18 protein-coding genes and 1 pseudogene are annotated in these 20,612 nt (G+C 54.3%); 1 reads left to right on the top strand and 18 read right to left on the bottom strand.

Going from position 1 to position 20,612, the window contains the following annotated elements; translation table 11 throughout:
• Positions 1–32: 32 nt before the first annotated feature.
• Positions 33–1,309 (top strand): annotated as a pseudogene (locus E0E41_RS05215) (relaxase/mobilization nuclease domain-containing protein).
• 153 nt (positions 1,310–1,462) lie between these two features.
• On the opposite strand, the gene E0E41_RS05210 reads toward E0E41_RS05215, so the two are convergent.
• The 18 genes from E0E41_RS05210 to E0E41_RS05115 all read right to left on the bottom strand — a co-directional run bounded on the left by E0E41_RS05210 (position 1,463) and on the right by E0E41_RS05115 (position 20,604).
• Entirely contained in the window at positions 1,463–2,185 is a 723-nt protein-coding gene (locus E0E41_RS05210; protein WP_130869037.1) for a TatD family hydrolase, read from the bottom strand.
• Positions 2,172–3,554: a Qat anti-phage system QueC-like protein QatC gene (gene qatC / locus E0E41_RS05205; RefSeq protein ID WP_165450506.1), complete on the bottom strand. Its 1,383-nt coding sequence runs from the start codon at positions 3,552–3,554 to the stop codon at positions 2,172–2,174. The genes E0E41_RS05210 and qatC overlap by 14 nt, the downstream gene beginning before the upstream one ends.
• Positions 3,538–4,239, bottom strand: a complete 702-nt coding sequence (locus E0E41_RS05200; protein ID WP_130869035.1) for a hypothetical protein — start codon at positions 4,237–4,239, stop codon at positions 3,538–3,540. Before E0E41_RS05200 ends, qatC begins: the two co-directional genes overlap by 17 nt.
• A 2-nt stretch (positions 4,240–4,241) precedes the next feature.
• Complete coding sequence (locus E0E41_RS05195; protein WP_130869034.1) at positions 4,242–6,107, bottom strand: KAP family P-loop NTPase fold protein; 1,866 nt, start codon at positions 6,105–6,107, stop codon at positions 4,242–4,244.
• A 622-nt stretch (positions 6,108–6,729) separates the two neighbouring features.
• Positions 6,730–6,897, bottom strand: a complete 168-nt coding sequence (locus E0E41_RS18860; RefSeq protein WP_242623700.1) for a hypothetical protein — start codon at positions 6,895–6,897, stop codon at positions 6,730–6,732.
• Positions 6,898–7,806: 909 nt separating this feature from the next.
• Positions 7,807–8,196, bottom strand: coding sequence for a hypothetical protein (locus E0E41_RS05180; protein WP_130869032.1), 390 nt, complete (start codon positions 8,194–8,196; stop codon positions 7,807–7,809).
• Positions 8,193–8,453, bottom strand: a complete 261-nt coding sequence (locus E0E41_RS05175; RefSeq protein ID WP_130869031.1) for a hypothetical protein — start codon at positions 8,451–8,453, stop codon at positions 8,193–8,195. The genes E0E41_RS05180 and E0E41_RS05175 overlap by 4 nt, the downstream gene beginning before the upstream one ends.
• 37 nt (positions 8,454–8,490) lie before the next feature.
• Complete coding sequence (locus E0E41_RS05170) at positions 8,491–9,249, bottom strand: hypothetical protein (protein WP_130869030.1); 759 nt, start codon at positions 9,247–9,249, stop codon at positions 8,491–8,493.
• Positions 9,250–9,846: 597 nt separating this feature from the next.
• Complete coding sequence (locus tag E0E41_RS05160; protein ID WP_368019868.1) at positions 9,847–11,058, bottom strand: iron-containing alcohol dehydrogenase; 1,212 nt, start codon at positions 11,056–11,058, stop codon at positions 9,847–9,849.
• Between the two features lie 31 nt (positions 11,059–11,089).
• Positions 11,090–11,500, bottom strand: a complete 411-nt coding sequence (locus E0E41_RS05155; protein WP_130869029.1) for a 4Fe-4S binding protein — start codon at positions 11,498–11,500, stop codon at positions 11,090–11,092.
• A gap of 16 nt (positions 11,501–11,516) precedes the next feature.
• Entirely contained in the window at positions 11,517–11,768 is a 252-nt protein-coding gene (locus E0E41_RS05150) for a MoaD/ThiS family protein (protein WP_165450505.1), read from the bottom strand.
• Between the two features lies 1 nt (position 11,769).
• Entirely contained in the window at positions 11,770–13,701 is a 1,932-nt protein-coding gene (locus E0E41_RS05145; RefSeq protein WP_130869027.1) for an aldehyde ferredoxin oxidoreductase family protein, read from the bottom strand.
• Positions 13,702–13,782: 81 nt separating this feature from the next.
• Positions 13,783–14,433: an ATP-binding cassette domain-containing protein gene (locus E0E41_RS05140; RefSeq protein WP_130869026.1), complete on the bottom strand. Its 651-nt coding sequence runs from the start codon at positions 14,431–14,433 to the stop codon at positions 13,783–13,785.
• Positions 14,430–15,032 carry an ABC transporter permease gene (locus E0E41_RS05135; protein ID WP_130869025.1) on the bottom strand — a complete coding sequence of 201 codons (603 nt, stop codon included), beginning with the start codon at positions 15,030–15,032 and terminating at the stop codon, positions 14,430–14,432. Before E0E41_RS05135 ends, E0E41_RS05140 begins: the two co-directional genes overlap by 4 nt.
• Before the next feature lie 174 nt (positions 15,033–15,206).
• On the bottom strand, positions 15,207–16,205 hold the full coding sequence (locus E0E41_RS05130; protein ID WP_130869024.1) for a substrate-binding domain-containing protein: 999 nt from the start codon (positions 16,203–16,205) through the stop codon (positions 15,207–15,209).
• 112 nt (positions 16,206–16,317) lie between these two features.
• Positions 16,318–17,232 carry an NAD(P)/FAD-dependent oxidoreductase gene (locus E0E41_RS05125; protein WP_130869023.1) on the bottom strand — a complete coding sequence of 305 codons (915 nt, stop codon included), beginning with the start codon at positions 17,230–17,232 and terminating at the stop codon, positions 16,318–16,320.
• Positions 17,229–18,707, bottom strand: a complete 1,479-nt coding sequence (locus E0E41_RS05120) for an NAD(P)/FAD-dependent oxidoreductase (RefSeq protein ID WP_130869022.1) — start codon at positions 18,705–18,707, stop codon at positions 17,229–17,231. Before E0E41_RS05120 ends, E0E41_RS05125 begins: the two co-directional genes overlap by 4 nt.
• Complete coding sequence (locus E0E41_RS05115; RefSeq protein WP_130869021.1) at positions 18,697–20,604, bottom strand: molybdopterin biosynthesis protein; 1,908 nt, start codon at positions 20,602–20,604, stop codon at positions 18,697–18,699. Before E0E41_RS05115 ends, E0E41_RS05120 begins: the two co-directional genes overlap by 11 nt.
• Positions 20,605–20,612: the final 8 nt, after the last annotated feature.

Raw genomic sequence — 20,612 nt, 5'->3', positions numbered from 1 at the left:
TGCTGTTCGGAAATATATATGCTCATTAATCTATACAGAAAGGGACTATTAATTATCCCGATAAGACAGATGGAAAGCTTCTGGTGTCCTCCTTCGGCTGCGCCGCCGAGACCACTGACATTGAATTTGAATGGACACGCCGTCATGCCATCGATAAGGGCACGCACCTGGGATGCCACCTGATCCAAGCCTTTGAGCCTGGGGAAGTCTCCGCCGAGGAAGCCCAGGGGATTGGGATACAGCTGGCAAAAAAATATTGGGTGGTAAGTACGAGTTTATACTTATCACCCATATTTATAAAGGACATATCCACAATCATCTGATTTTCAATGCGGTCAGATTCACTGACCACAAGCACTACCATTCCAACAAACGCAGCTATCACGAAATACGCTGGGCCAGTGATCAGCTGTGCCGAGAACACAGCCAGGCCGTCATTTTCCCCGGCCGAGACAAGGACAAGAGCTACATTGAGCATCAGGCCGCACAGAACGGCACCAGCTATAAGGCAAAGCTGAAAGCCGCCATTGACAGGCTGCCTCCCGTGTCCTCCAGCCTAGAAGATTTACTTGCCCGGTTGCAGAGGGAAGGATATGAAATCAAGCGAGGAAAGTATGTTTTCGCCAAAGCGCCGAACTAGAAGCGGTTCATCCGGCTCAACACCATGGGTGTCGACTACGTGGAAGAAGCCACTGTCTCCCGGATTGCCGGAGGTACCAGGCCCTCCATACGGCCCCGGCAGCGCAACGGGAAGGTCAGCCTGCTCATTGACATTCAGAACAATATTAAGGCTCAGCAGAGTGCCGGATACCAGCGGTGGGCGACCATTGAAAATCTGAAACGGGCGATCGCCACTATGAATTTCCTCAACGAACACGGCATTGTTAGCTACGAGGAATTGGTGGGACGGCGCGATGTCGTTGCCGCCGCATCCATCCGCCTCAGGGAAAGCCTGCGGGATACGGAACAGCGGATCGCCGACCTTGCCCACCTGGGAAAGTAGATCAATACCTACCGCAAGCTGAAACCCGTTTATGAAAAATACAAAGCAGCAAAGGACAAGAAAAAATTCCTGCGAGGCGTTAAGAGCGAGATCATCTTATTCGAGGCGGCAGCCAGGGACATCAAGGAGGCTGGACTCACCAAACTTCCTTTCTCCGATAGGCTCAAGGTGGAACTGGTTGGACTCTCCGCTCGCAAGATCGCCCCACAAGCGGAACTTCAGAAGGTACAGCGGGAGGGTAATGAATACGATACCCTTCGTCAGAATTTGAATATGCTTCGGAATCAAAAAAGCGAAGAGAGGTAAGAAAGGAACTAGAGCCACAATAAGATATGACAACTATTTTTTAAGACCGAACAAGGGTAACATCACATATTGGGTTTCCTGGATTGCCTGTTTAATGCCCTTGTTTTTCACCTAACAGACTTACAGATTTTTAGATTAGTTCCTGATCAAATGTTAGCTTAAAAGTAGACATTTAAAATTATCAAAAATAAGTTTTGAAATCTCTCTCACCCCAATAACACTACCAATCAAATCGTATGTTTGCTGCAAATCCGTTGGAGAGTATTTTTTTGAATTTATTTTTGAAAAAGGCCCATCACTTTCAACAAGTAATCTGTCTATAGGAATATTTGATATGATTTTTCTACCATTAATTGTAGCACACATACTAGAATTAACCGAAAAGTAGTATCCTGCATCTAACAAATGGTTCATTATTTCAAGGTTTCCAGTATACCAATGAATAATAGCTTTTTTCACTCCTTGCTGGAGTAGAATTCTTAGGGTATCTTCCTCAGCCATCCTGGTATGAACACTAAGAAGTTTTTTTTGTTTAGCAGATTGATGACAAATAAATTCAAAGGCATCTTTCTGCTTTTGTTTTGAGGCAACAAACTTTTTAGAATAGTCAAGACCGACTTCGCCAACATATGGCGTATTAGCTAATTCATGCAGAAAAGTGTTTTCAGAAAAATCCACTTTAGAGCTTTGCTGTGGATTATATCCCAATGCAAATTTAACATACTTGGTTTCAGGATATAGCTTTCTGCAAGAATGGAATACTTCAGGAGAATTTGTTACACATAAAGTGTATTGCTGAAGTTTGTTAATTTGGTCATACCAATATTCATGATTTTTATAGTAATCTAAATGAAAATGTGTATCAATTAGGTGCATACTCTATTCCTATCATTCGCATAAGGTCCTTGTCCCTTGAGAAAAGTTGCAAAAGATCGTTAATGGTCGCTTTATATAGTCTTAGAAAGGCTAACGACTCTTCCTTCGACAGTTGCCCTGTTTGTTTAATTCGTTTTAGCAACGCTTGATCCGTAGATTTTACTGCCGTGCTGATAGAGGTCAGAAGATCGACTAAATCTGAACGTCTTGAATCTGTTGAAGACAAAATATAGTCATACGAAAGAGCATTAAATGTGTAGTGTTCGTTTGGGACTACCACATCGAGAAGCGAAGATTGCCGAATTAGGCATGGATAACAATATCCACAATTTTCTGGTTGTGATTTGCCGTGCCAACGCGTATTACAAGGGTGTGAGCATGATATTGTCTTAGACACACAATCAAGAAACCCTTTGGTATCCTTATGCGCTTGAATCATCTCACGTTTAGTCATGAAAGCATATGGGTTAATTATTTCGTGACTGATTTCCAACTGTAACAGAAGTTGATTCAGCATTTTCAAAAAATAGGGATGCGTGGTTCTAGTACTACAGCTTCCTTTCCTCCCTGGAGTTAGGGGAAGATTAAGTCCAATAAATCCGTTTTCAGGTATGTAAACGGGTGTATCGACTCCTATAGCGTCAGCGACACAAATCGCAGCGGCTAAAAATAAGAACGATCTACTTCTGCTCGTGTTTTCTGCCGGTAACTTCTCAATTCCTAATGGCTTGTATGCTTTTGCGGTAAATGTAAATAGCATTTTTGATGTTTCTGGAAAGCTTTCATTAAAATGATGTATTATTTCGTTTTGTACCTGTTCAAGCTTTCCGAATTCTTTAAACCCGACAAATATAACATTTTTACCTCGTGACAGTAGTTCATATGCACCACAATATGAATCTAATCCTCCCGAAAGAAGAGATACTGCATCATATGTTTCAGGAGATACCAATTTTGGTGGAGTGCGTTTATGATTATCCTGATAACGATTAGTAGGTTCGCATTCTCTGAAATCAATTGTCCATATATCGCCAGAAAGAAATGAAAGCATTTTTTCTAAGTTGGTACGCACTGAATTCCAATGAGAATGCTCAATAACCGGAATGGACAGATGTAACTTTCGGGTCCATCCATCGGATGAAGAAGAACGCGATATTCTTTTATCGGCTGCAAATACAGATAATGCCAGAATATATAAATCTTCGCAGATTGGAGACACACTTTGAATGCCAAGTTTTCTGTACCATCCATCACGTATATTCGACGCAATAAGTCCGCCTTTTCCAGAAACATTTAAATTAAATGTAAGCGCGTCATTGAAATAAGTACTTTTTTCATTCTCGATACATTTGTTAATCCAGATTTTCATATGAATCACCATAATATAGTTCCATTAGTTCAAAACCTTTTTTTAATATATCTTGAACTATGGTTTCATTTGAAAGATTATGTGGATTGATTGAGGCAAGAATCTCATTTGTTAAATTAAGTTCCATTGTATAGTAAATATAGTTTTGCATTTCCTCAATGCGCTGATTTGCTTGAATAATATTAGGGCATTTATTGCGAATTTGCTTATCAAATAATTGCGCAAATTTTAGCTTTGCAAATTGACATACCATTTCCTTAATAAATTTATTAATTTCTATATTTTGTAAATCTTCAATTTTTTGAATATTAAGGACAGAAAGAGTTTCAGCAATGCAATCTAAAGCAATAGCATCGTCAATGGTTTCACCATTGTTAGCAAAGTGAAGAGTTAATTCGTTTATTGCATCCTCTGGATCCATGGCTAATATATCTGCTCTTCCAATGTCTCGAAGAGCAGTTTCGTAACCATTGGTACTGCTATTTGATGCAAAACTTGCGAATCCAGCAAGGATATGGGCAACTCGGTTATTGGCATACCCTTTGGTGTTCATAGCCTTGGCATATTTTGATGCAGCAGCGCTTTTTACAGCATCTGATGGATTGTTAATATACATAGATACTCCTCGTTTCGCCTGTGCCCAGTGAGGAGTAGACGGGGCAATATAACCTTTAGATGTTCCCATTTTTATCTCCGATCAACAGCCTTAACAGCAAAATTTCCACTTGTAATTTGTGATTTAATTACTTGCGAAATCTTTTTGCTTTTTTCCAAATCTTCAAGTAGACTACTAATTTGTGTAGCATTTGCACTATACATTCGGGTAATATGTGGTAGTGATGCTGGGCCGAAAAATGATTTTGGCTTTGCTTTCAGCACGTCAACTATATCTGATTGGTAATCTGGGTATTCTTTGTACACCCTACTAATCATGCTTAGAGTTATTGTATCGGACTTAAAATGAACCAACACGGCATCACATATTTTGCGTTGAGATTCGGGTTCCATGTCCTTAAGTTCTTCAAGGCGGGCATCTTCTTGACCTGCCAGACTGTTTTGAATTGCAGCCAGCATTTTTCGTTCTGCTTCACTAAACGAAGCGGATATATTTTCTATACTAGATAGTGATTCTCTAGATAGATAGAAGTACTTGCTTAGATCCATTTTAAAGAGATCCTTAGGTTCACTCTTAACCCAACGGATAATCCTTGGATTTTTCCAGAGATTATAGGTTTCATTTAGTTCTTTATCATTATCTATGCATGTTTCCACTTCTTTTAACTGTTTTATCTCGCCGTCAAATTCACTATTCCACTCGTAGAGTTTTCTGAATGCTTTAATATCAATTGTTTCTAATGCTAAGATTTTTGCCATAACTGAAAGATCGATATCGGTTCCGAAATAAAGAGAAGCAAGATTTTTCCGAACGAAAAAAGTATTAAGGAACCTTTTTGCCTGACGTGGGTTTCCTTTTAGACTACTCGAAACAGCAAAGCTGATTTTCGATATAATAGAAGCATCTTGTTCCAATGCTGCTTGATTGGAATTTGTTTTAAATGTTCCATTTGTATCTTTAATTATTGACTCAATAACTGTATATGTAAGTGATTTGTCTTCAAGCATAAGTTTCTTATCATACAGTGTCTGAATTAGTTTTTCAAAACTTTCGGTTGCCAAGTGTAATTGACAAATTAAAAGCAACAAATAATTCTCTATATCTTTTGGAGACAGTTCAGGAATTTTTATAGGCAGCTGAATTATTTTTTCAATATAGTCTGTAGATACAGCATAGCCATCAATCTGTGGGTATTTAATGTTTACTGCATACTCGATAATTCTTTGATCTACAGCAACAATAAAAGTGGTTTTCTTTACAGATAAGAATAGTTTTATTGCCTCAAGCGTATCAATTATTCGATCGGGCGTACACCTATCTAAATCATCTACTATAACAACAAGAGTTTTTACAGATGAAACTTCAGCCAGCATTTTTTCAAACTCAATCCTAAATTTCCGAATATTTTCTGTTTGTGTTTCGGAATCACTTGCAGCTTTTATATAATCATTTTTAAAGTTTTCTAATTTAGAAATTACATCCTCTGTATTAGATAATTCAGTAGAGAGACTAACAGCTATTGGAATGGGATTCCCTGTTAATGCGCTGACCACATACGGAGCCCCTTTAGACAATATGTTTTTTCCAAGTTTCAGATAGTCAATGCGTGACAATAAACTACGAATCTTATCTCCGGCTTTTTCAGAAAATGTTTTATTACTCTGTAATGATTTTAAAAGAGACTCCATGATGGCAACTTTTGCATCTTCATATCCTTCGAATTGCCAAGCATTTAATGAAATACAAACTACATCTTTGATATTGCTTTCCATATTTTGTTGGATCAGCTGTAGAAGAGAGGACTTTCCTGCACCCCAGCTACCATATAATCCTATTGTTAAGGGAGTGAGTTCAGGTTCTTTTATAAAGTTAACAATAGTGTCTGCGTATGGAGAGTAGAATAACATATCAATATTAGATGCATTATCTAACCACATGAAAATACCTCCTTACTATAGATTTGAAATCGTCGTTTTTCTTTATGGACAAGAAACGCCTTAAATCTCCGGTCAAGCAACCCCTAGCTATTGACAGGAACTGTTTCCTCAGAAAACAAACTTATATTATTTTCCAATTTATTATATCATTTTTATTTTCTTCTCACAATGTAAGAATCGAAAGGCATGAAATCAATTTTCCAAACAGAAAGCAAAATTTGTTTATGTATTTAGTGTTTTAATCATATAAAAATGGGAGCCTAACCACCTGACAGTATCCGGTGATGGCGCTCCCATTTTGTTTAAAGGTGAAAGTCTGGCGTTTTCCCTACGCAGAAGTGCTCTGCCGGCCTATACGTGAATCATACTGCCCCTACACGGAAAAGCTGCCACAGGCGGTTTCTTTGCCCATTTTGAACTCTAATTCCTACGCTTTTGGGAACGACGGGAAAATAGTGCGGGAAAGACACCACCACCGCCCGTAAACTTTGTTTGCAGGGATAGACGCAGACTTTGCAGAGCTTGTTATACTGACGCCTGCCGTTCTTACCCGGAAAGAACGGCCATTTCAGACGCCATTTCTTGCTCCGGCTCATAAATCGCCCGGCTCCGCAGGCTTCTTCTACAGAGCGGGTTTTCCTGAGACGTTCCGTTCCCTACACTCCCGCTTTGCATCCTCCAGTCTCTCCCGGATGGAGGGCTTTTTCTCCAGCGTGGTCCTGCGCGCTTCGGCCTGAGCCCTCTCCAGTTCCTTTCCACGGCGGCCGTTGTTGGCGATCCCGTCAACCATGCAATAGGCATTCTCCAGGGTCATTTCCGCCGTGCGCAGAGGGTTTCCGGTTCCACGGAGGCGGACACGATCTGTCCATTGATGCTGGTGAGTAACTCTGGCCGCTTGAATTGCTCGGTGCATTTCTGGATCATATCCGGGGTCAGGAATGGCAAAACCTTCCGCCCTAGGTCTAACTTTGCGCCCGTATTCTTTGTATAGGCGTGCTAAAAACTGATACGCCTGACTCGAAAAAACCTCTTGCTTCTTGGCCTCTGCAGAGGTACAATACCCCAAACCTGAATATGAAAAAGAGCCCTTCTGAACAGGCTACGGCAGTTATGCCGCGACTGGTCAAGAAGGGCTCTTTGACCACATGTTTGACCACAGACAGCGCCGGAGCACTCGGAAACAGTGGAATTAAGAGCGAAAAAGAGTGAGCCAAATGTAGCGAAAAGGGTCAAAAACTATTAGAAATAACCAGAAAAAATTTAGTTCAACCGTTTAAGTCGTTTTAGGAATCAGAAACGAATAATCGTAAAAAAATGACCATTAGCCTCTCAAGTGCGGACAACTCTCTTAAAGATTGAAAAATAGTTATATACTTTTATAAAAATTGGCCATCATAAGCGGAGGAAGAAATTCTTCTGAAGAAGGCACTAAAGTGAGAAAGATTTGAGAAATTAGTGTTAAATGCTTTCATTTCTCTTGTGATAATTGGATTTTTTAAGTATTAGGATTTGTTTATAGCCCGTATCTCTCGGTTTGTTGGTTCAAAGGCCTATTTTTAAACATGCTTTATAGCGCCTATTTCTTTGTCTAGACCGTGTTAAAAAATGATACGCCTACTTCCCGAAAGTTTCGTTATTCACTTCCGCAAAGAAAGAGCCGCCCCTTCGACAATGAGCCGAAGGGGCAGCTTTCGGTACTTTACGATATGGGTTCCGGCGGCTCGAACTTCAGCCTGATGGGATAGAAGTCCAGCACAAAGTGCTCCTCTTCCAGTTTCGTGTCTGGATGGCGGCCGGAGATTCCAAACTTCACATCCCCGATCTGGTGGGCGTAGTCCGGGGGACAGGTACCGAACACGACATACTGGCAGACGCAGTATTCCAGGTATCCGTCCTCCTCCGGTTCCAGCGGAGAGGTCTCAAAGGGCTTTTCAATATCTACCCCCAGGGAATCCAGATAGCGGGCCACCTCCGGATAGGCCTCTTTGACCCTGGTGCAGTAGTTCCGGCAATAACCGCAGCTACAGATATTTTCGGGGCCGAGATTGCTGTAATAGGCCCTTGTCTTCTCTATTTCCGGCTTCATCACGGCTTCTTTCCGTCCTTTCTCACAAGAATGCTCAAAAAATGCAGGTAATAGGCAAGAATGGCAAGTCCCATCAGCAGAAAGATCCCTCTTCTGAGGAGGCTCTGGCCATCGATTACAAAAACCAACAGACAGAAACCGGCAATACTGATCAGAAACACGAGGGAGATCAGACACGCACAGAGGATTCGGACAGGTCTGGAAACCCGCTCTGATTGTGCCAGGTCTATGATTCCTTGGAATAACGCATCCATCCACACAGGCAGCCGCACCTCCTCTCACCTTGGACCTGTTTGTTCAGTATGCATCCGTGCCCCTATACCATTTCATTTCCTCAGCCGTGGCCAGGGAGAACAGGGGCAGGGGTGTATCCCCAGACACGTCCAACCACTCTCCCAGCTCTCTCAGGGCCACTTCAAATTCCGGGCTGAGCACCTGAGCCCAGCACTCCTGCTCATGGGTGATGGTCTCAAAGAACATCTCATTTCCCCGGAAAAAGCAGGGGTCCTCCATATTGCTGTAATGGTCCCCCTCGGAGAAGATATCCGGACACCCCTCCCTGGCTTTCTTGTAAAGCCCCAGCAAAACCGCATTCTGCTGTTCTTCCGACTGCCCCTGTCCTTCAGCCTCCATGTATGCAGAGAAACGATCCCAGGCCTCCTCCGATGCACGGTCATAGACAGCGTACTTCTCCTCAAGATACGCCTGATGGCCGGCTGGGGCCAGGCTCTTTTCCGCCTCAAACAGGTGGTGGATATGTTGGAGCAGAATTTCCTTTGTCTCCTGGGTGGCCCGGTACAGATAACACGTTTCCCGGCTCTGCCTGTCAAACCAGTGCAGGATTCCGTAGGAGGCATATTCCCCGACCAGCCAGGGGCGAAGGGCCTGTTCCAGGGTTCCGTCCCTGGCGCCGGGCCATCCGCTTCGGAGGAGGGAAAAGGTGTCCGCCTGGGCAAAGCACAGCTCCATCAGGGCACGGAATTGTGTTCCCGCAATGGTCCGCTCCATGCCGTCGTCGAAATAACAGGAGTTTTTGAAATGTAAAACTGAGCTCATCGCTGTGTTTCTCCTTTGCTGCTCTCTCGGTACTGAAATTATAACACAGAGGATTGGGAGAAGCGCCTGAACATTCCCTTAAGTTTTCTTAACCTATGACGGCAAAACCCCTCTTTTTGTTTAGTCTCTTGCTTCAGTCTGCATTCAGAGGTACAATGCAGACAATCCGAAACAGGCAAAACGCTCCCCGTCCCTGCCGGATCCCGGCAAAGGACGGAGAGCGTTTTTGACCACAGAACCCACCACATACAGCCCCGGAGCACACGGAAAACCCGCGTTCAAAGAGGGCCGGAGAGTAAGAGAATCGGAGCGGAAACGGCCAAAAATAAGCAAAAATCATTAGAAAAAGTGTTCTAGCTCCCTTCGGGTCCAAGAGAGCATAGGTTTAAATCCAACCACTCCAAAGCTTTTCTAGCTTTTCCTCGCCGTAGCCGCAGAACTGCTCCAGGCAGAAGTTGTAAAAGGCCTGTCGGATGGCCTCCCGCTTATTGAGGATACATACAATTTCTCCCGATCAACCCTGCCCTTATTGGTCACGTCCGGATGCGCCGGGGGCCGGCAGCCATAGGCTGCCGGCCCCCGGTCAATGCGGAAAAATCAGACGCGCACCTTGTCGATAAACTGTCGGAACTCCTCCCGGCCCCAGAGGACGGGAACAGGGTAAAGCGGATTGGCCTCCTTCATGGCCCAGGTAATGATCTGGGGAACATCCTCGTCTTTGATCATATCCAGCTTTTCGGGAATACCCATTTCCCTCTTCATGTCGACGATCCATTGGATAAATCGCTTGGCCTTCTCCTCCTGGGTACCCTGCCCCATCCCGCACAGATCGGCCAGCTTGGCCAACCGGGGATAGACGGCCGGGCCGAAGGCCTCCATCACATGGGGCAGCAAGACAGACATGGCAAGGCCGTGGGGCGTCCCGTACAGGCCCCCCAGCGTGTGGCCGATGGCATGGACATAGCCCACACAGCCCCGGGTAAAGGCGCGGCCGGCCTTGAAAGCGGCGATCTGCATGTTCTGGCGGGCCTCCAGGTTCTTGCCGTCGTGGTACGCCAGCAGCAGGTTGTCATGGATCAGGCGGACGGCCTCCTCCGCATACTGGTTTTCCAGCTTGGTGTTATAGGTGTGGTTGGTGTAGGCCTCCACGGCGTGGCAAAGGGCGTCCATTCCGGTGGTGGCCGTGGTGAAGGGGGGCAGGCCGATGGTCAGTTCCGGATCCAGGACGGCGTAGTGGGGGAGAATGGCGGTATCATTGATGGAGGCCTTGTGGTGGGTGGCGGCATCGGTGATGACAGCGGCCACCGTGGTCTCCGAGCCGGTGCCGGCGGTGGTGGGAACGGCCACAAAGGGCGGGATCTTGCGGCGGTGGTTGACCTTCAGCAGGCCCTGCAGCTGGGCCACCGACCGATTGGGCCGGACGATCCGGGCGCTGATGGCTTTGGCGCAGTCGATGGGGGAGCCGCCGCCGATAGCCACGATTCCCTTGCAGCCATTTTTCAGATAGAGTTTCAGACCCTCCTCCACGTTATCCGAGGTGGGGTTGGGAGCGACCCCGTCATAGACCGTGCAGGTAATCCCCGCCTGCTTCATGGCCTCCAGCATGGGAACCGGAAGCCCCAGCTTCATCAGGCCGGCATCGGTGACCACCAGGATCCGGTCAATGCCCTTGTTCCGGATAAAGGCGGGCAGCCGCTTGATGCTTCCGGCGCCTTTCATCGTCTCCGGGATCCGATAGTTCAAAAAGTAATGTCCCAGCTTCATCATGGCCTGGAAGGTTCTGCAATAGACTTTGGACAGGGTATTCATAACGTGACGCTCCTTTCCTGAATATACTTTGTCAGATCAGCGTAATGGCCCCTACCGGACACCGGTCGGCGCAGATCCCGCAGCCGATACAGTCCTCCGGCGTGCGGAGCAGGGCGACCATGGTAATGTCTCCATGGTACCGGGGATCGGAAATGGACAGGCACTCTTTGGGGCAGTTTTCCACACAGACAGAGCAGGCGGCACACAGGGCCGGGTCGATCTCCGGCTTCTTCCACTGGTCCTTGGGGACCTTTACCGCCGGCACGCCCCGGTCATCCACAATGGCACCGAAGGCGCACAGCTTTCCGCACAAGCCGCAGCTGACACAGCGGTCCGGATCAATGGTGTGCAGCTGCTTTACCTGGCCCGTAATGGCCATGACAGGACAATTCTTGCTGCAAAGGGTACAGCCTTTGCATTTATCCGTAATCCGATAGGACATTGCTCGAAACCTCCTCTCAGCCGCCGCTGGCCGGGGTGAGCAGCACGACGGCATCCCCATCCCGGAGGGCATGGCGCGGCCCGCACTGTTTGCCATTGATTGAGATGATACAGGAGCGCAGCTCCCGGACCGTGACCTGCTCCATCCCCGTATGGGCGGACAGCTCTGCCAGCTGGGAAAAAAGTTCGGTCAGGTTCCGGGCCTCCAGCTGATACTCTTTCAAACCGGACCGCAGGCGCAGCGCGCCGAACAGCTTGACACTCACCATATCAGTCATCCCCCTTCAGACCCAGTTTCTTCAAGGTTCGGAGGGTCGGGACCCCGTTGGAATCCCACCCCCGGGCGGCGTAATAAACCGGGGTCATTTTTTTCAGGGGCACCCGGCTCCTGGGGTCGTTGGGCTGCTGGGGCTCGTCCGTCAGGCGCTTGGGAAGGGTATCGTCCTTGGCGGAGACGCCGAACCGGCAGTTTACGCTGCGCTCCAGGGTGTAGCCCCGGCTGCCTACGTTCATATAGTCGCCGAAGGTCATGGGCATGCCGGTGGCATACTGGAACCCCCGGGTGTGGTGGAATACGGGAGACAGGTGCATATGTACCGCCCGGGGAAACCAGTTGAGCAGACGGATGGCCATGCCCGTATGGGGGAGCAGCTTGTTGGCCGCCCGGGTATACCAGGCATTGGGCCTGGACAGCAGGGGGGCGGGGAAGAAGGCGTAGGAGGTGAACAGGCACTGCCCGGTGGCGGAGATCATCTCCATCAGATTCTGGAACATGACGGTGAGATCCGCCTTGGCCTTGGGGGTCTGGGCGTCAATGTTCAGCCCCAGTCCTTCCAGAATCACCAGATACCCGCCGTTGAGGTGGCAGCCGCCCCGGTTGGACACCGCATAGCCCAGGCCCATTCCCACTGCGTGGCGGGGTTCGTAGGCGGACAGCTCCAGCCCCTTGGATTGGATGGCAAACTCTTTGCCGCCGTATTTTTCCGACAGGCGTCTGCTGCCGTCGGCCAGCTCGCCGCCGATCCCCCGGCGGTGGGCAATATCCTCCCACAGCTGGGAGATGCCGTCCACCTGCCCGAAGTTCAGACCGCAGTTCCAGATCCCCTTTTCGTTGGCCTCCATGGCCCAGGCCAGGGTGCCTGCGGCAGAGATGGAGTCCATGCCCAATTCATCCAGTTCATAGTTCCACCGCAGCAGCAGCTCCATGTTGTCGTTGCGGATCCCGCCACCCAGCAGCCCAAGGGTCTCCAGCTCCGGGCCCTTTACCTCCTGACCGTCCACTGCCACGGTGCGGGCGCACCGGATGGGACAGGTGAGACAGCCCTTGTTGACCAGGTTGAAGTCCTCGGCCAGCCGCTCGCCGTTGACCTTCTCAAAGGATTCATTCTGGCCGTAGCGGAAGTTCTCCGTGGCAAGGATGCGCCGCATCTGCATCTGGCTGACCAGACCGGCGGTGCCGATCCGGGGCAGCTGCTCGCTGGTGAGCGGATGAGAGCGGAGATAGCGGAACCATTTCCGGTTCCAGCGCATCATGTTTTCCGGATCATAGGCCCGCACCACATGGTTGCCCGTGACTGTAATGGCTTTCAGATTCATCCAGCCCATGATGGCGCCCATGCCGGTGCGGCCGGAGAGACGCTCGTTGCTGACAATGGAGGCATAGAGCACCCGGTTTTCGCCGGCCGGTCCGATGCACAGCTTTCCGCTTTTGTCCGGACCTCCCCGCTGGGTCAGCAGGGCGGAGAGGGCCTGCTGGGTCGCAGACGTTTTCTTGCCCCACAGCTCATCCGCATTGTGAAAGACAAATTTGTCGTTGGTGATCTCCAGCCAGGTGTGCTCCTTGGCCTGTCCCCGGAGGATCAGGGCATCATAGCCGGCTTTCTTCAGATAATAGCCGAAATTGCCTCCGCAGTTGGAGGAAGCCAGCAGGCCGGTCTGAGGAGACAGGGTGGAGATATTGAACCTGCTGGAGCTGGGAGCGCCGGTGCCGGTCAGAGGGCCGGTGGCAATGACCAGCAGGTTCCGGTCGGAAAAAGGCTCCTCCGTGCCCGTCAGATGGTCACTGAGAATTTTGGCGGCCATGATCTTACCGCCGATGAACAATTCCCGATCCCGGTCGGACCAGGGATAGGGACTGACCGTGCCGGTGGCCAGATCCACCTGGACCACCTTTCCCATGTACCCGCCGTATTTGGATGACATAGTCTCGCCTCCCGTGCGCAGGCCTTGCAATACCTGCGCTTCTCATTCCTGATTACAATTCATTCCATCTCCGGGCCTGGCTCAGAGAGTGTAGAAGTCCAGAAACGCCTGTGTGTCAGCACATTGGGGATGAGAGAGGACCTGTCCGGTCTCCCCCTGCTCCGCCAGGCACCCATCCTTGAGAAAGAGAACCTGTCCGGCCATCCGCCGGGCCTGGGTCATGGAATGGGTGACCAGCACCACGGTACACCCCGTTCTGGCCTGATACCCCAGCAGAATCTCCTCGCTCCGGAGGGCGGCGGCCACATCCATGGCCGCGGTGGGCTCATCCAGAATGAGAAGGGGGTGGTCCTCCATCAGCACCCTGGCCAGCGCCAGCCGGGCCGTCTCCCCGCCGGAGAGGCCCTTGGCATTCTGCCGGGCCAGCCCGGCCAGGCCGAACGTCTCCAGCTGGGCCATGGCCCGGCCCCGCCCGGCACCGGTGAGCTGCAGGTTTTGCACCACGCTCATCCGGAAGGAATAGGACCGCTGGGGCATATATCCCGCCTGTCCGACCCAGGGAAAGCTGCCCTGATCCGGCTTTACCACGCCGGCCAGGATCCGGGCCAGGGTGGACTTGCCGCTGCCGTTGGCGCCGATCACGGCGTGGATGGTGCCGTCCGCCAGTTCCAGGGCGGGCAGATCCAGCACCCTGCGGCCGCCGTAGGTCTTGGTGATGGGGGGAAGGTTCATCGTTCCAGCCCCCAGTACAGCAGGGCCACCCCGGCATTCAGCAGCAGGGAGATGGCCAGCAGGATGATCCCCAGGGCCAGGGCGGTGGTAAAGTCCCCCATGTTGGTGTAGTTCATGATGGCGGTGGTCATCACGTTGGTCTTGAAGGCGATGGCGCCCCCCACCATGGACACCGCTCCCACCTCGGCAAAGGCCCGGCCCAGGCCCAGCAGATAGGCGCTGACCAGCTGATACTGGCTCTCGTTGATGAGCAGCAGCAGGGTGCGGCCCCGGCCCAGGCCCATGCCGTGGGCGGTCTCCCGGATATCGGGAGCCACCGTGGACACATGGGACTCCAGGCTGCCGGCAATGAGGGGGACCAGCAAAATGATCTGGGCGATGACCATACCTGTCACCGTGTACAGCAGCCGCAGATGGCGCAGAGGTCCGACCCCGGAAAAGAGCATGTAGCACACCAGGCCCACCACCACCGGCGGAAGGCCCATCAGCGTCCGGTTGACCACTACCAGGGCCCGTTTGCCCCGGCCGGAATAGCTGCCCAGCAGCACCCCCAGGGGGGCGCCTGCCGCCAGGGCGATGACAGAGCTTGCCAGGGCCATGCGCAGAGTGGTGGCCAGAATGATCCCAAGCTGCCTGTCTCCGGAGGCGATCAGGACCAGAGCCTGGACAAAGGCAGTCTTTATGAAACGCCCCCCCTTCCTTTAAAAAAGGCCCGCCGCGGGGCAGGCCCTTTTTGCGGCGGCCGGAGCCGCCGGGCCGCATCTGTTACTCGATTACTCAATCGCGCCGTTGTTGGCCTGGAAGGTGAGGAAGGTGGCCTTGTCCGAGAGGATGTAGGCTCCCGTCTCCTCCGCCATGGTGAGGCACACCCCCATGCCCGCATTGGAGTAGGTGTACCAGTCGGCATAGCCCTCCACGGAGGCGGCATCCGTCGTGATGCCCAGGTCCTCCGGCCACAGGGAGATCTCCTTGGTATGGGTGCCGGACTGGTCTCCCCGGGAGACGAAGGGATACTTTCCTTCGGCAATGGCGGCAAAGGCGTCCTTCACAGTGGCGGCCTCCTTTACACCGGCAGGGTCGGCAGAGGGGCCGCACAGGACGAAGTAGTTGTACATAAAGGTCAGCCGCTCACTGTCGAAGCCGGGCAGCACATAGGAGTAGCCGCCGTCCACAAAGGCCTCCTCCTGGCTCTTGGAGTGGACCAGCAGCAGATCGGCGTTGCCGTTCTGGGCGTTGGCAATGGCCTTTCCGGTGCCGGCAGAGGTGACCTCCACGGTGTAGCCGTAGGCATCCTCAAACAGGGGCAGCAGATAGGCCAGCAGGCCGGAGTCGTTCACCGAAGTGGTGGTGGACATGCGGATGACCTTGGTCTGATCCGTGGCCTGGGGGATGTCGGCGGCAGACGTGGGGCCGTCCTCCGTCAGATAGAAGAGGTGCTCGCCGTAGTCGGCATAGCCGTAGTCCGCAATGGCTGCCTTGCCCTCCTCAGAGAGCATCCAGTTGATGAGGGCGGCGGCCCCCTCCATATTGATGTACACGTCGGATACCGGGTTGCCGTCGGCGTCGGCAAAGGGGGCGTCGGGATTGACCGCCAGCAGGGAGTAGTTGTTGATCATATCCTCGTCCGCTTCGTAGAGGATCGTCAGATCGACGCCCTCCGCCGGGGCCGCCGCAGGAGACGCGCTTACAGCGGCATTCTGCGGTGCACATCCGACCAAACATCCTGCAAGCAGGGAAAGAGACAGCAAAAGGGCGGCAGTCTGTTTCTTCATTGCGGTTTCCTCTCCGTTCCTGTTATTTTATGCCCCTGACAGACCGGTCCGGAAGGCGCGGTCCCAGGGATTGCTTTTATACTTTAAATACTAATCTTCTGGCAGGGGTTTGTCAACCGGCTTCCCCGGACTGCAGGGCCCATCCGGCGGCTTCCCGACCGGCCGCCGTCCCCTGGCGGCTCACCGTGTCCACTGTCCGGTGGATGCTCCGGCAGTTGCCGCAGAGAAACACCCAGGGGGGCAGCTGCTCTCCCAGCGGGCGGAGCAGCTCCCGCTCGGGGACCATGCCCAGGGCGGTGACCAGGGTATCACAGGGCTGAAAATATTCCGCGCCGCTGTCCAGCTGCCGGATAGTCACCCCGCAGATGCGCCCTTCACCGTGGATACAGCTGACCGTGCTCCGTGTAAGCAGGGGGATACCGTATGCCTCGATACATTGATGATAATTTCTGGGCAGGCCGCCGCAGTGATCCCGCCGCTCCACCACGGTCTCCACTGTGCAGCCGGTCAGGGCAAACTGGCGGGCCATGATCAGGCCCACGTCCCCGCTGCCCAGGATCACGATCCTGCGGCCCAGGGAGAGGCCCTGGAGATTGACCATCCGCTGGGCCTGGCCGGCAGTAAAGATCCCCGCCGGCCGGGTACCGGGGAGGGCCAGGGCCCCGATGGGGATCTCCCGGCACCCGGCGGCCAGCACCAGGGCCTTGAAGGAGATCTCCTCCACCCCGGACCGCCCGGAGAGCAGGGCCCGGCGGTCCGGGCTGAGGGAGAGGACCGTGGTATCCAGGCGGAGCGCAATGGGGGCAGCCCTGACCATGGCCGCCCAGCGGGCGGCATAGTCCGCCCCGGTCAGCTCCCGGCGGAAGATGCCCATGCCGAAGCCGGTGTGGAGGCACTGGGGGAGCACGCCGCCCAGCCGGGTACTCCGGTCCGCCAGGAGGACGGAGTCTGCACCCGCCTCCTGGGCGGAAAGGGCGGCCGCCATCCCAGCTGCACCGGCTCCCACCACCAGTACGTCCCAGGTCACGTTCTCTCACCTCCCAGCAGGAAACTGTCCGCTCCGTCTTGGGTGATTTCCCCGGGGGACACCCCCAGCGTCCGGGCCAGAAGGTCCAGCACCTGATCGGTACACCAGCTGCCCTGGCACCGACCCAGCCCCGGTCCCACCCGGCGCTTGACCCCGTCCAGGGTCACCGCACCCCGGCGGATGGCATCCAGGATCTCCCCCTCGGTCACGTCCTCGCAGCGGCAGATCACCCGACCATAGGCGGGGTGGGCCTGCACCAGAGCCCGGCGGGCGGCGCTGTCCAGATCCCGGGGCCGGAGCGGCAGAGGCCGGCAGGGATCAAAGTCCGGGTTGGGCCTGTCTTTCCCCACATAGGCCGCCGCCTCACCGGCCAGCATGGCCCCCAGGGCGTCGGCGCAGGTGAGCCCAGGGGTCTTGATGCCGATGAGGGACCAGAGGCCGGGGCAGGGGGTGCTGATGGTGAAGCTGTGGATGCCCTTGTCCTCGGGCACCCAGGCCGCTCCCTCCCGCCGGACGGAAAAGGGATTGGGGCGGACCGCCCCGAAGGCCCGGATCACCTGACCCAGATCCAGGCCGGGCACCACCCCGGCCGCCGTGCGCCGGAGGAAATCCAGCCCCTCCGGCGTGACCGCCCGTTGGGGTCCCGCTCCGCCGGGCTGCTCCGAGGGACCCAGGAGCAGCTTGCCGTCGGTGGTGGGGATCAGGGTCAGGCCCTTCCCCTTTTGCTCCGGCTCCTGAAAGATCACATGGCGGACATAGAGGCCCGCCGGCTGGTCCAGAACCAGATAGTCCGCCCGGTCGGGAATGACCCGCACGGTGGGAGGGGCGCACAGCTCCTGGACGCGGTGGGCCTCCAGGCCGCAGCAGTTGAGCACAGCCCCCGCCCGGAGGGTATAGGTTCCGGCGGTGATCACCCAGTCGTTCCCCTCCCGGCGCAGGCCAGTTGCCGGGGCGTTGAGATAGACCTGGCAGCCGTTGGCCCGGGCATTCTCATAGGCGGCATAGCACAGGGCCCAGGGGTCGGTCACTCCGGTACCGGGGGCAAGGAGGGCGGAGGTGATTCCCGGGGCCAGTCCGGGCTCCAGGGCCGCCGCCTGGGTTCCGGTGAGGATGGACAGGCCCTCCACTCCGTTTTCCTGCCCCTGTTCATATTTGCGCCGTACCACCTGGTCCCCCCGGGGTCCATAGCTCACCAGCAGGGAGCCCCGGCGGGCAAAGGGGACGGACAGCTGGGCGCACAGCTGCTCAAAGGTCCGATTGGCCTGAGCGCACAGCCGGGCTTTCAGGGTTCCGGGCTTATTGTCGCAGCCGGTATAGACAATGGCGCTGTTGCTCCGGGAAATGCCGGTGCACACGTCTTCCCGGGCCTCCACCAGAGCGCAGCGCAGCCGGTAGGAGGTGAGATGGCGGGCGGCAAAGCAGCCCAGCAGTCCGCCACCCAGCACCACCACATCATAGCGCACCTCAGTAGACACGGCGCACCCGCCCCGGCTGATCCAGCGTATAGCCGCCCAGCTTCTCCAGCCGGGTCCGGAAGGCCGGACTTGCCAGGATCTCCAGCACCCGGCGGACCATAGGGGTGTCCCAGGCGTAATCAGGGATGATCAGATCGTACTGCTCCACGCATACCGGCAGGAAATCCAGGCCGTAGATTTTTGCCGCAGACAGGATCCCCATACCCGCGTCGGCGGTGCCGCCGGCGATCTGGGCGGCCACGGCGGTGTGGGTAAACTCCTCCCGGTCATAGCCATAGACCGCGGCGGGGTCCACCCCCTCCTTCCGGCACAGGTAGTCGGCCAGGATCCGGGTGCCGGACCCCTTCTGGCGGTTGACATAGCGGATGCCGGGCCGGCTGATGTCCCGGAATCCGGTGAGGCCAAGGGGATTGCCGGGGGCCACCATCAGGCCCTGGGTCCGGCCCACGCACTCCACCTGATACACGCCGCCCTTGGGGAACTGCTTTTCCAGGATGGCGGTGTTGTAGGTGCCGTCGGCCTCATTGAGGAGATGGCAGCCGGCCATATGGGTTTCCCTCCGGCGGATCGCCATGAGACCCCCCATGGAGCCCACATGGGAGGAACTCATATAGGCCGAGGGATCGGCCTGGTGGAGCAGGTCGGCCAGTTCGTCCAGCAGCGGGTCGTGGCTTCCGATGACCACCAGGGTGTGTTCCAGTTCCCGGGCAGGACGGAGCAGGCGGACGGAGACCTCCGTCCCCGCCTCCAGTCCCTCGCTGCCCTGGGGGATCTCCAGGATACCATCGGCCTTCAGGAAGGAGGAGACCATTCCGCTGCCCCGGGCCAGGGGCGCGGCCACCAGCCGTCCTCCCACCCGGCCCAGCCGCACCCGGACAAATTCCCGGTATTTCAGGCTGGACACCACCCGGCGGCTCAGGACGGCCTGGGCCTGAGCGGGCAGCTCCGTCTCCCGGCCCAGCCACAGGTCCACCAGGGGGCGCAGCAGCTGCTCGATCACAATGATGCCGGACACCGGGTAACCGGGCACCCCCAGAATGGGCTTACCCGCCTGATGACCCAGGATGGCGGGCTTGCCAGGCTGGATGGCCAGGCCATGGCAGAATACTTCACCCACCCGGCCAATGACGCAGGCGGCGTAGTCCTCCCGCCCGGCAGAGGAGCCGGCGTTGAGCAGAACCATGTCGCACTGCTCCAGAGCCCCCTCCAGAGCGGCGCGGATGTCCTCCGCCCGATCCGGGACAATGGGATAAACCCGGGGCTCCGCCCCCCACTGGTTCAGCATGGCCGAAAAAATGGAGGAGTTGAATTCCATCACGTCGCCGGGTCCGGGGTCGGCGGTGGGGGGAACCACCTCGTCTCCGGTGGGGATGATCCCCACCACCGGCCTGGCCAGCACCTCCACCTCCAGCACCCCGGCAGCCAGCATGGCCCCGATGGCGGCAGGAGAGATCGCAGTATGGCCGGCCAGAATCATCTCCCCGGCACAGATATCCTCTCCGATCTGGCGGACGTGCTGCCAGGGGGCGGCAGCCTGGCGGATCACCGCCCGCCCGCCGGCAAAGACCACCTCCTCCACCATGATGACGGCATCCCGCCCCTCAGGCAGAGGGTCGCCGGTGTCCACCACCGCATACTGCTCCGGGGCCAGGGAGACCGGGGTGGTGTCGCTGGCTCCGAAGGTGTCAGCCGCGGTGACGGCGATGCCGTCCATGGCACAGGCGGGGTAGTGGGGTGCGCAGATGCGGGCGTACACTGCCCCGGCAGTGACCCGCCCTCCGGCAGCCGGAACGGGTATGGTTTCCGTCCGGGGGGCAAAGCCCTCCTCCTGCAGCAGGGCCAGGTACTGATTTCTGGCCTCGTCCAGAGGCCGGTTGTTGAGATATTGAAAGGCCATATCGGTCT

It is taken from the genome of Intestinimonas massiliensis (ex Afouda et al. 2020) (genome assembly GCF_900626285.1).
Taxonomy (GTDB): domain Bacteria; phylum Bacillota; class Clostridia; order Oscillospirales; family Oscillospiraceae; genus Flavonifractor; species Flavonifractor massiliensis_A.
This window is presented reverse-complemented; position numbering and strand designations above follow the sequence as displayed.

What these genes read in the sequence shown, in the direction of transcription:
- E0E41_RS05210 (WP_130869037.1), bottom strand. Translation starts at nt 2,185, where the DNA reads ATGCACCTAATTGATACACATTTTCATTTAGATTACTATAAAAATCAT.
- qatC (WP_165450506.1), bottom strand. Translation starts at nt 3,554, where the DNA reads ATGAAAATCTGGATTAACAAATGTATCGAGAATGAAAAAAGTACTTAT.
- E0E41_RS05200 (WP_130869035.1), bottom strand. Translation starts at nt 4,239, where the DNA reads ATGGGAACATCTAAAGGTTATATTGCCCCGTCTACTCCTCACTGGGCA.
- E0E41_RS05195 (WP_130869034.1), bottom strand. Translation starts at nt 6,107, where the DNA reads ATGTGGTTAGATAATGCATCTAATATTGATATGTTATTCTACTCTCCA.
- E0E41_RS18860 (WP_242623700.1), bottom strand. Translation starts at nt 6,897, where the DNA reads ATGGTTGACGGGATCGCCAACAACGGCCGCCGTGGAAAGGAACTGGAG.
- E0E41_RS05170 (WP_130869030.1), bottom strand. Translation starts at nt 9,249, where the DNA reads ATGAGCTCAGTTTTACATTTCAAAAACTCCTGTTATTTCGACGACGGC.
- E0E41_RS05160 (WP_368019868.1), bottom strand. Translation starts at nt 11,058, where the DNA reads ATGAATACCCTGTCCAAAGTCTATTGCAGAACCTTCCAGGCCATGATG.
- E0E41_RS05155 (WP_130869029.1), bottom strand. Translation starts at nt 11,500, where the DNA reads ATGTCCTATCGGATTACGGATAAATGCAAAGGCTGTACCCTTTGCAGC.
- E0E41_RS05150 (WP_165450505.1), bottom strand. Translation starts at nt 11,768, where the DNA reads ATGGTGAGTGTCAAGCTGTTCGGCGCGCTGCGCCTGCGGTCCGGTTTG.
- E0E41_RS05145 (WP_130869027.1), bottom strand. Translation starts at nt 13,701, where the DNA reads ATGTCATCCAAATACGGCGGGTACATGGGAAAGGTGGTCCAGGTGGAT.
- E0E41_RS05140 (WP_130869026.1), bottom strand. Translation starts at nt 14,433, where the DNA reads ATGAACCTTCCCCCCATCACCAAGACCTACGGCGGCCGCAGGGTGCTG.
- E0E41_RS05135 (WP_130869025.1), bottom strand. Translation starts at nt 15,032, where the DNA reads ATGGCCCTGGCAAGCTCTGTCATCGCCCTGGCGGCAGGCGCCCCCCTG.
- E0E41_RS05130 (WP_130869024.1), bottom strand. Translation starts at nt 16,205, where the DNA reads ATGAAGAAACAGACTGCCGCCCTTTTGCTGTCTCTTTCCCTGCTTGCA.
- E0E41_RS05115 (WP_130869021.1), bottom strand. Translation starts at nt 20,604, where the DNA reads ATGGCCTTTCAATATCTCAACAACCGGCCTCTGGACGAGGCCAGAAAT.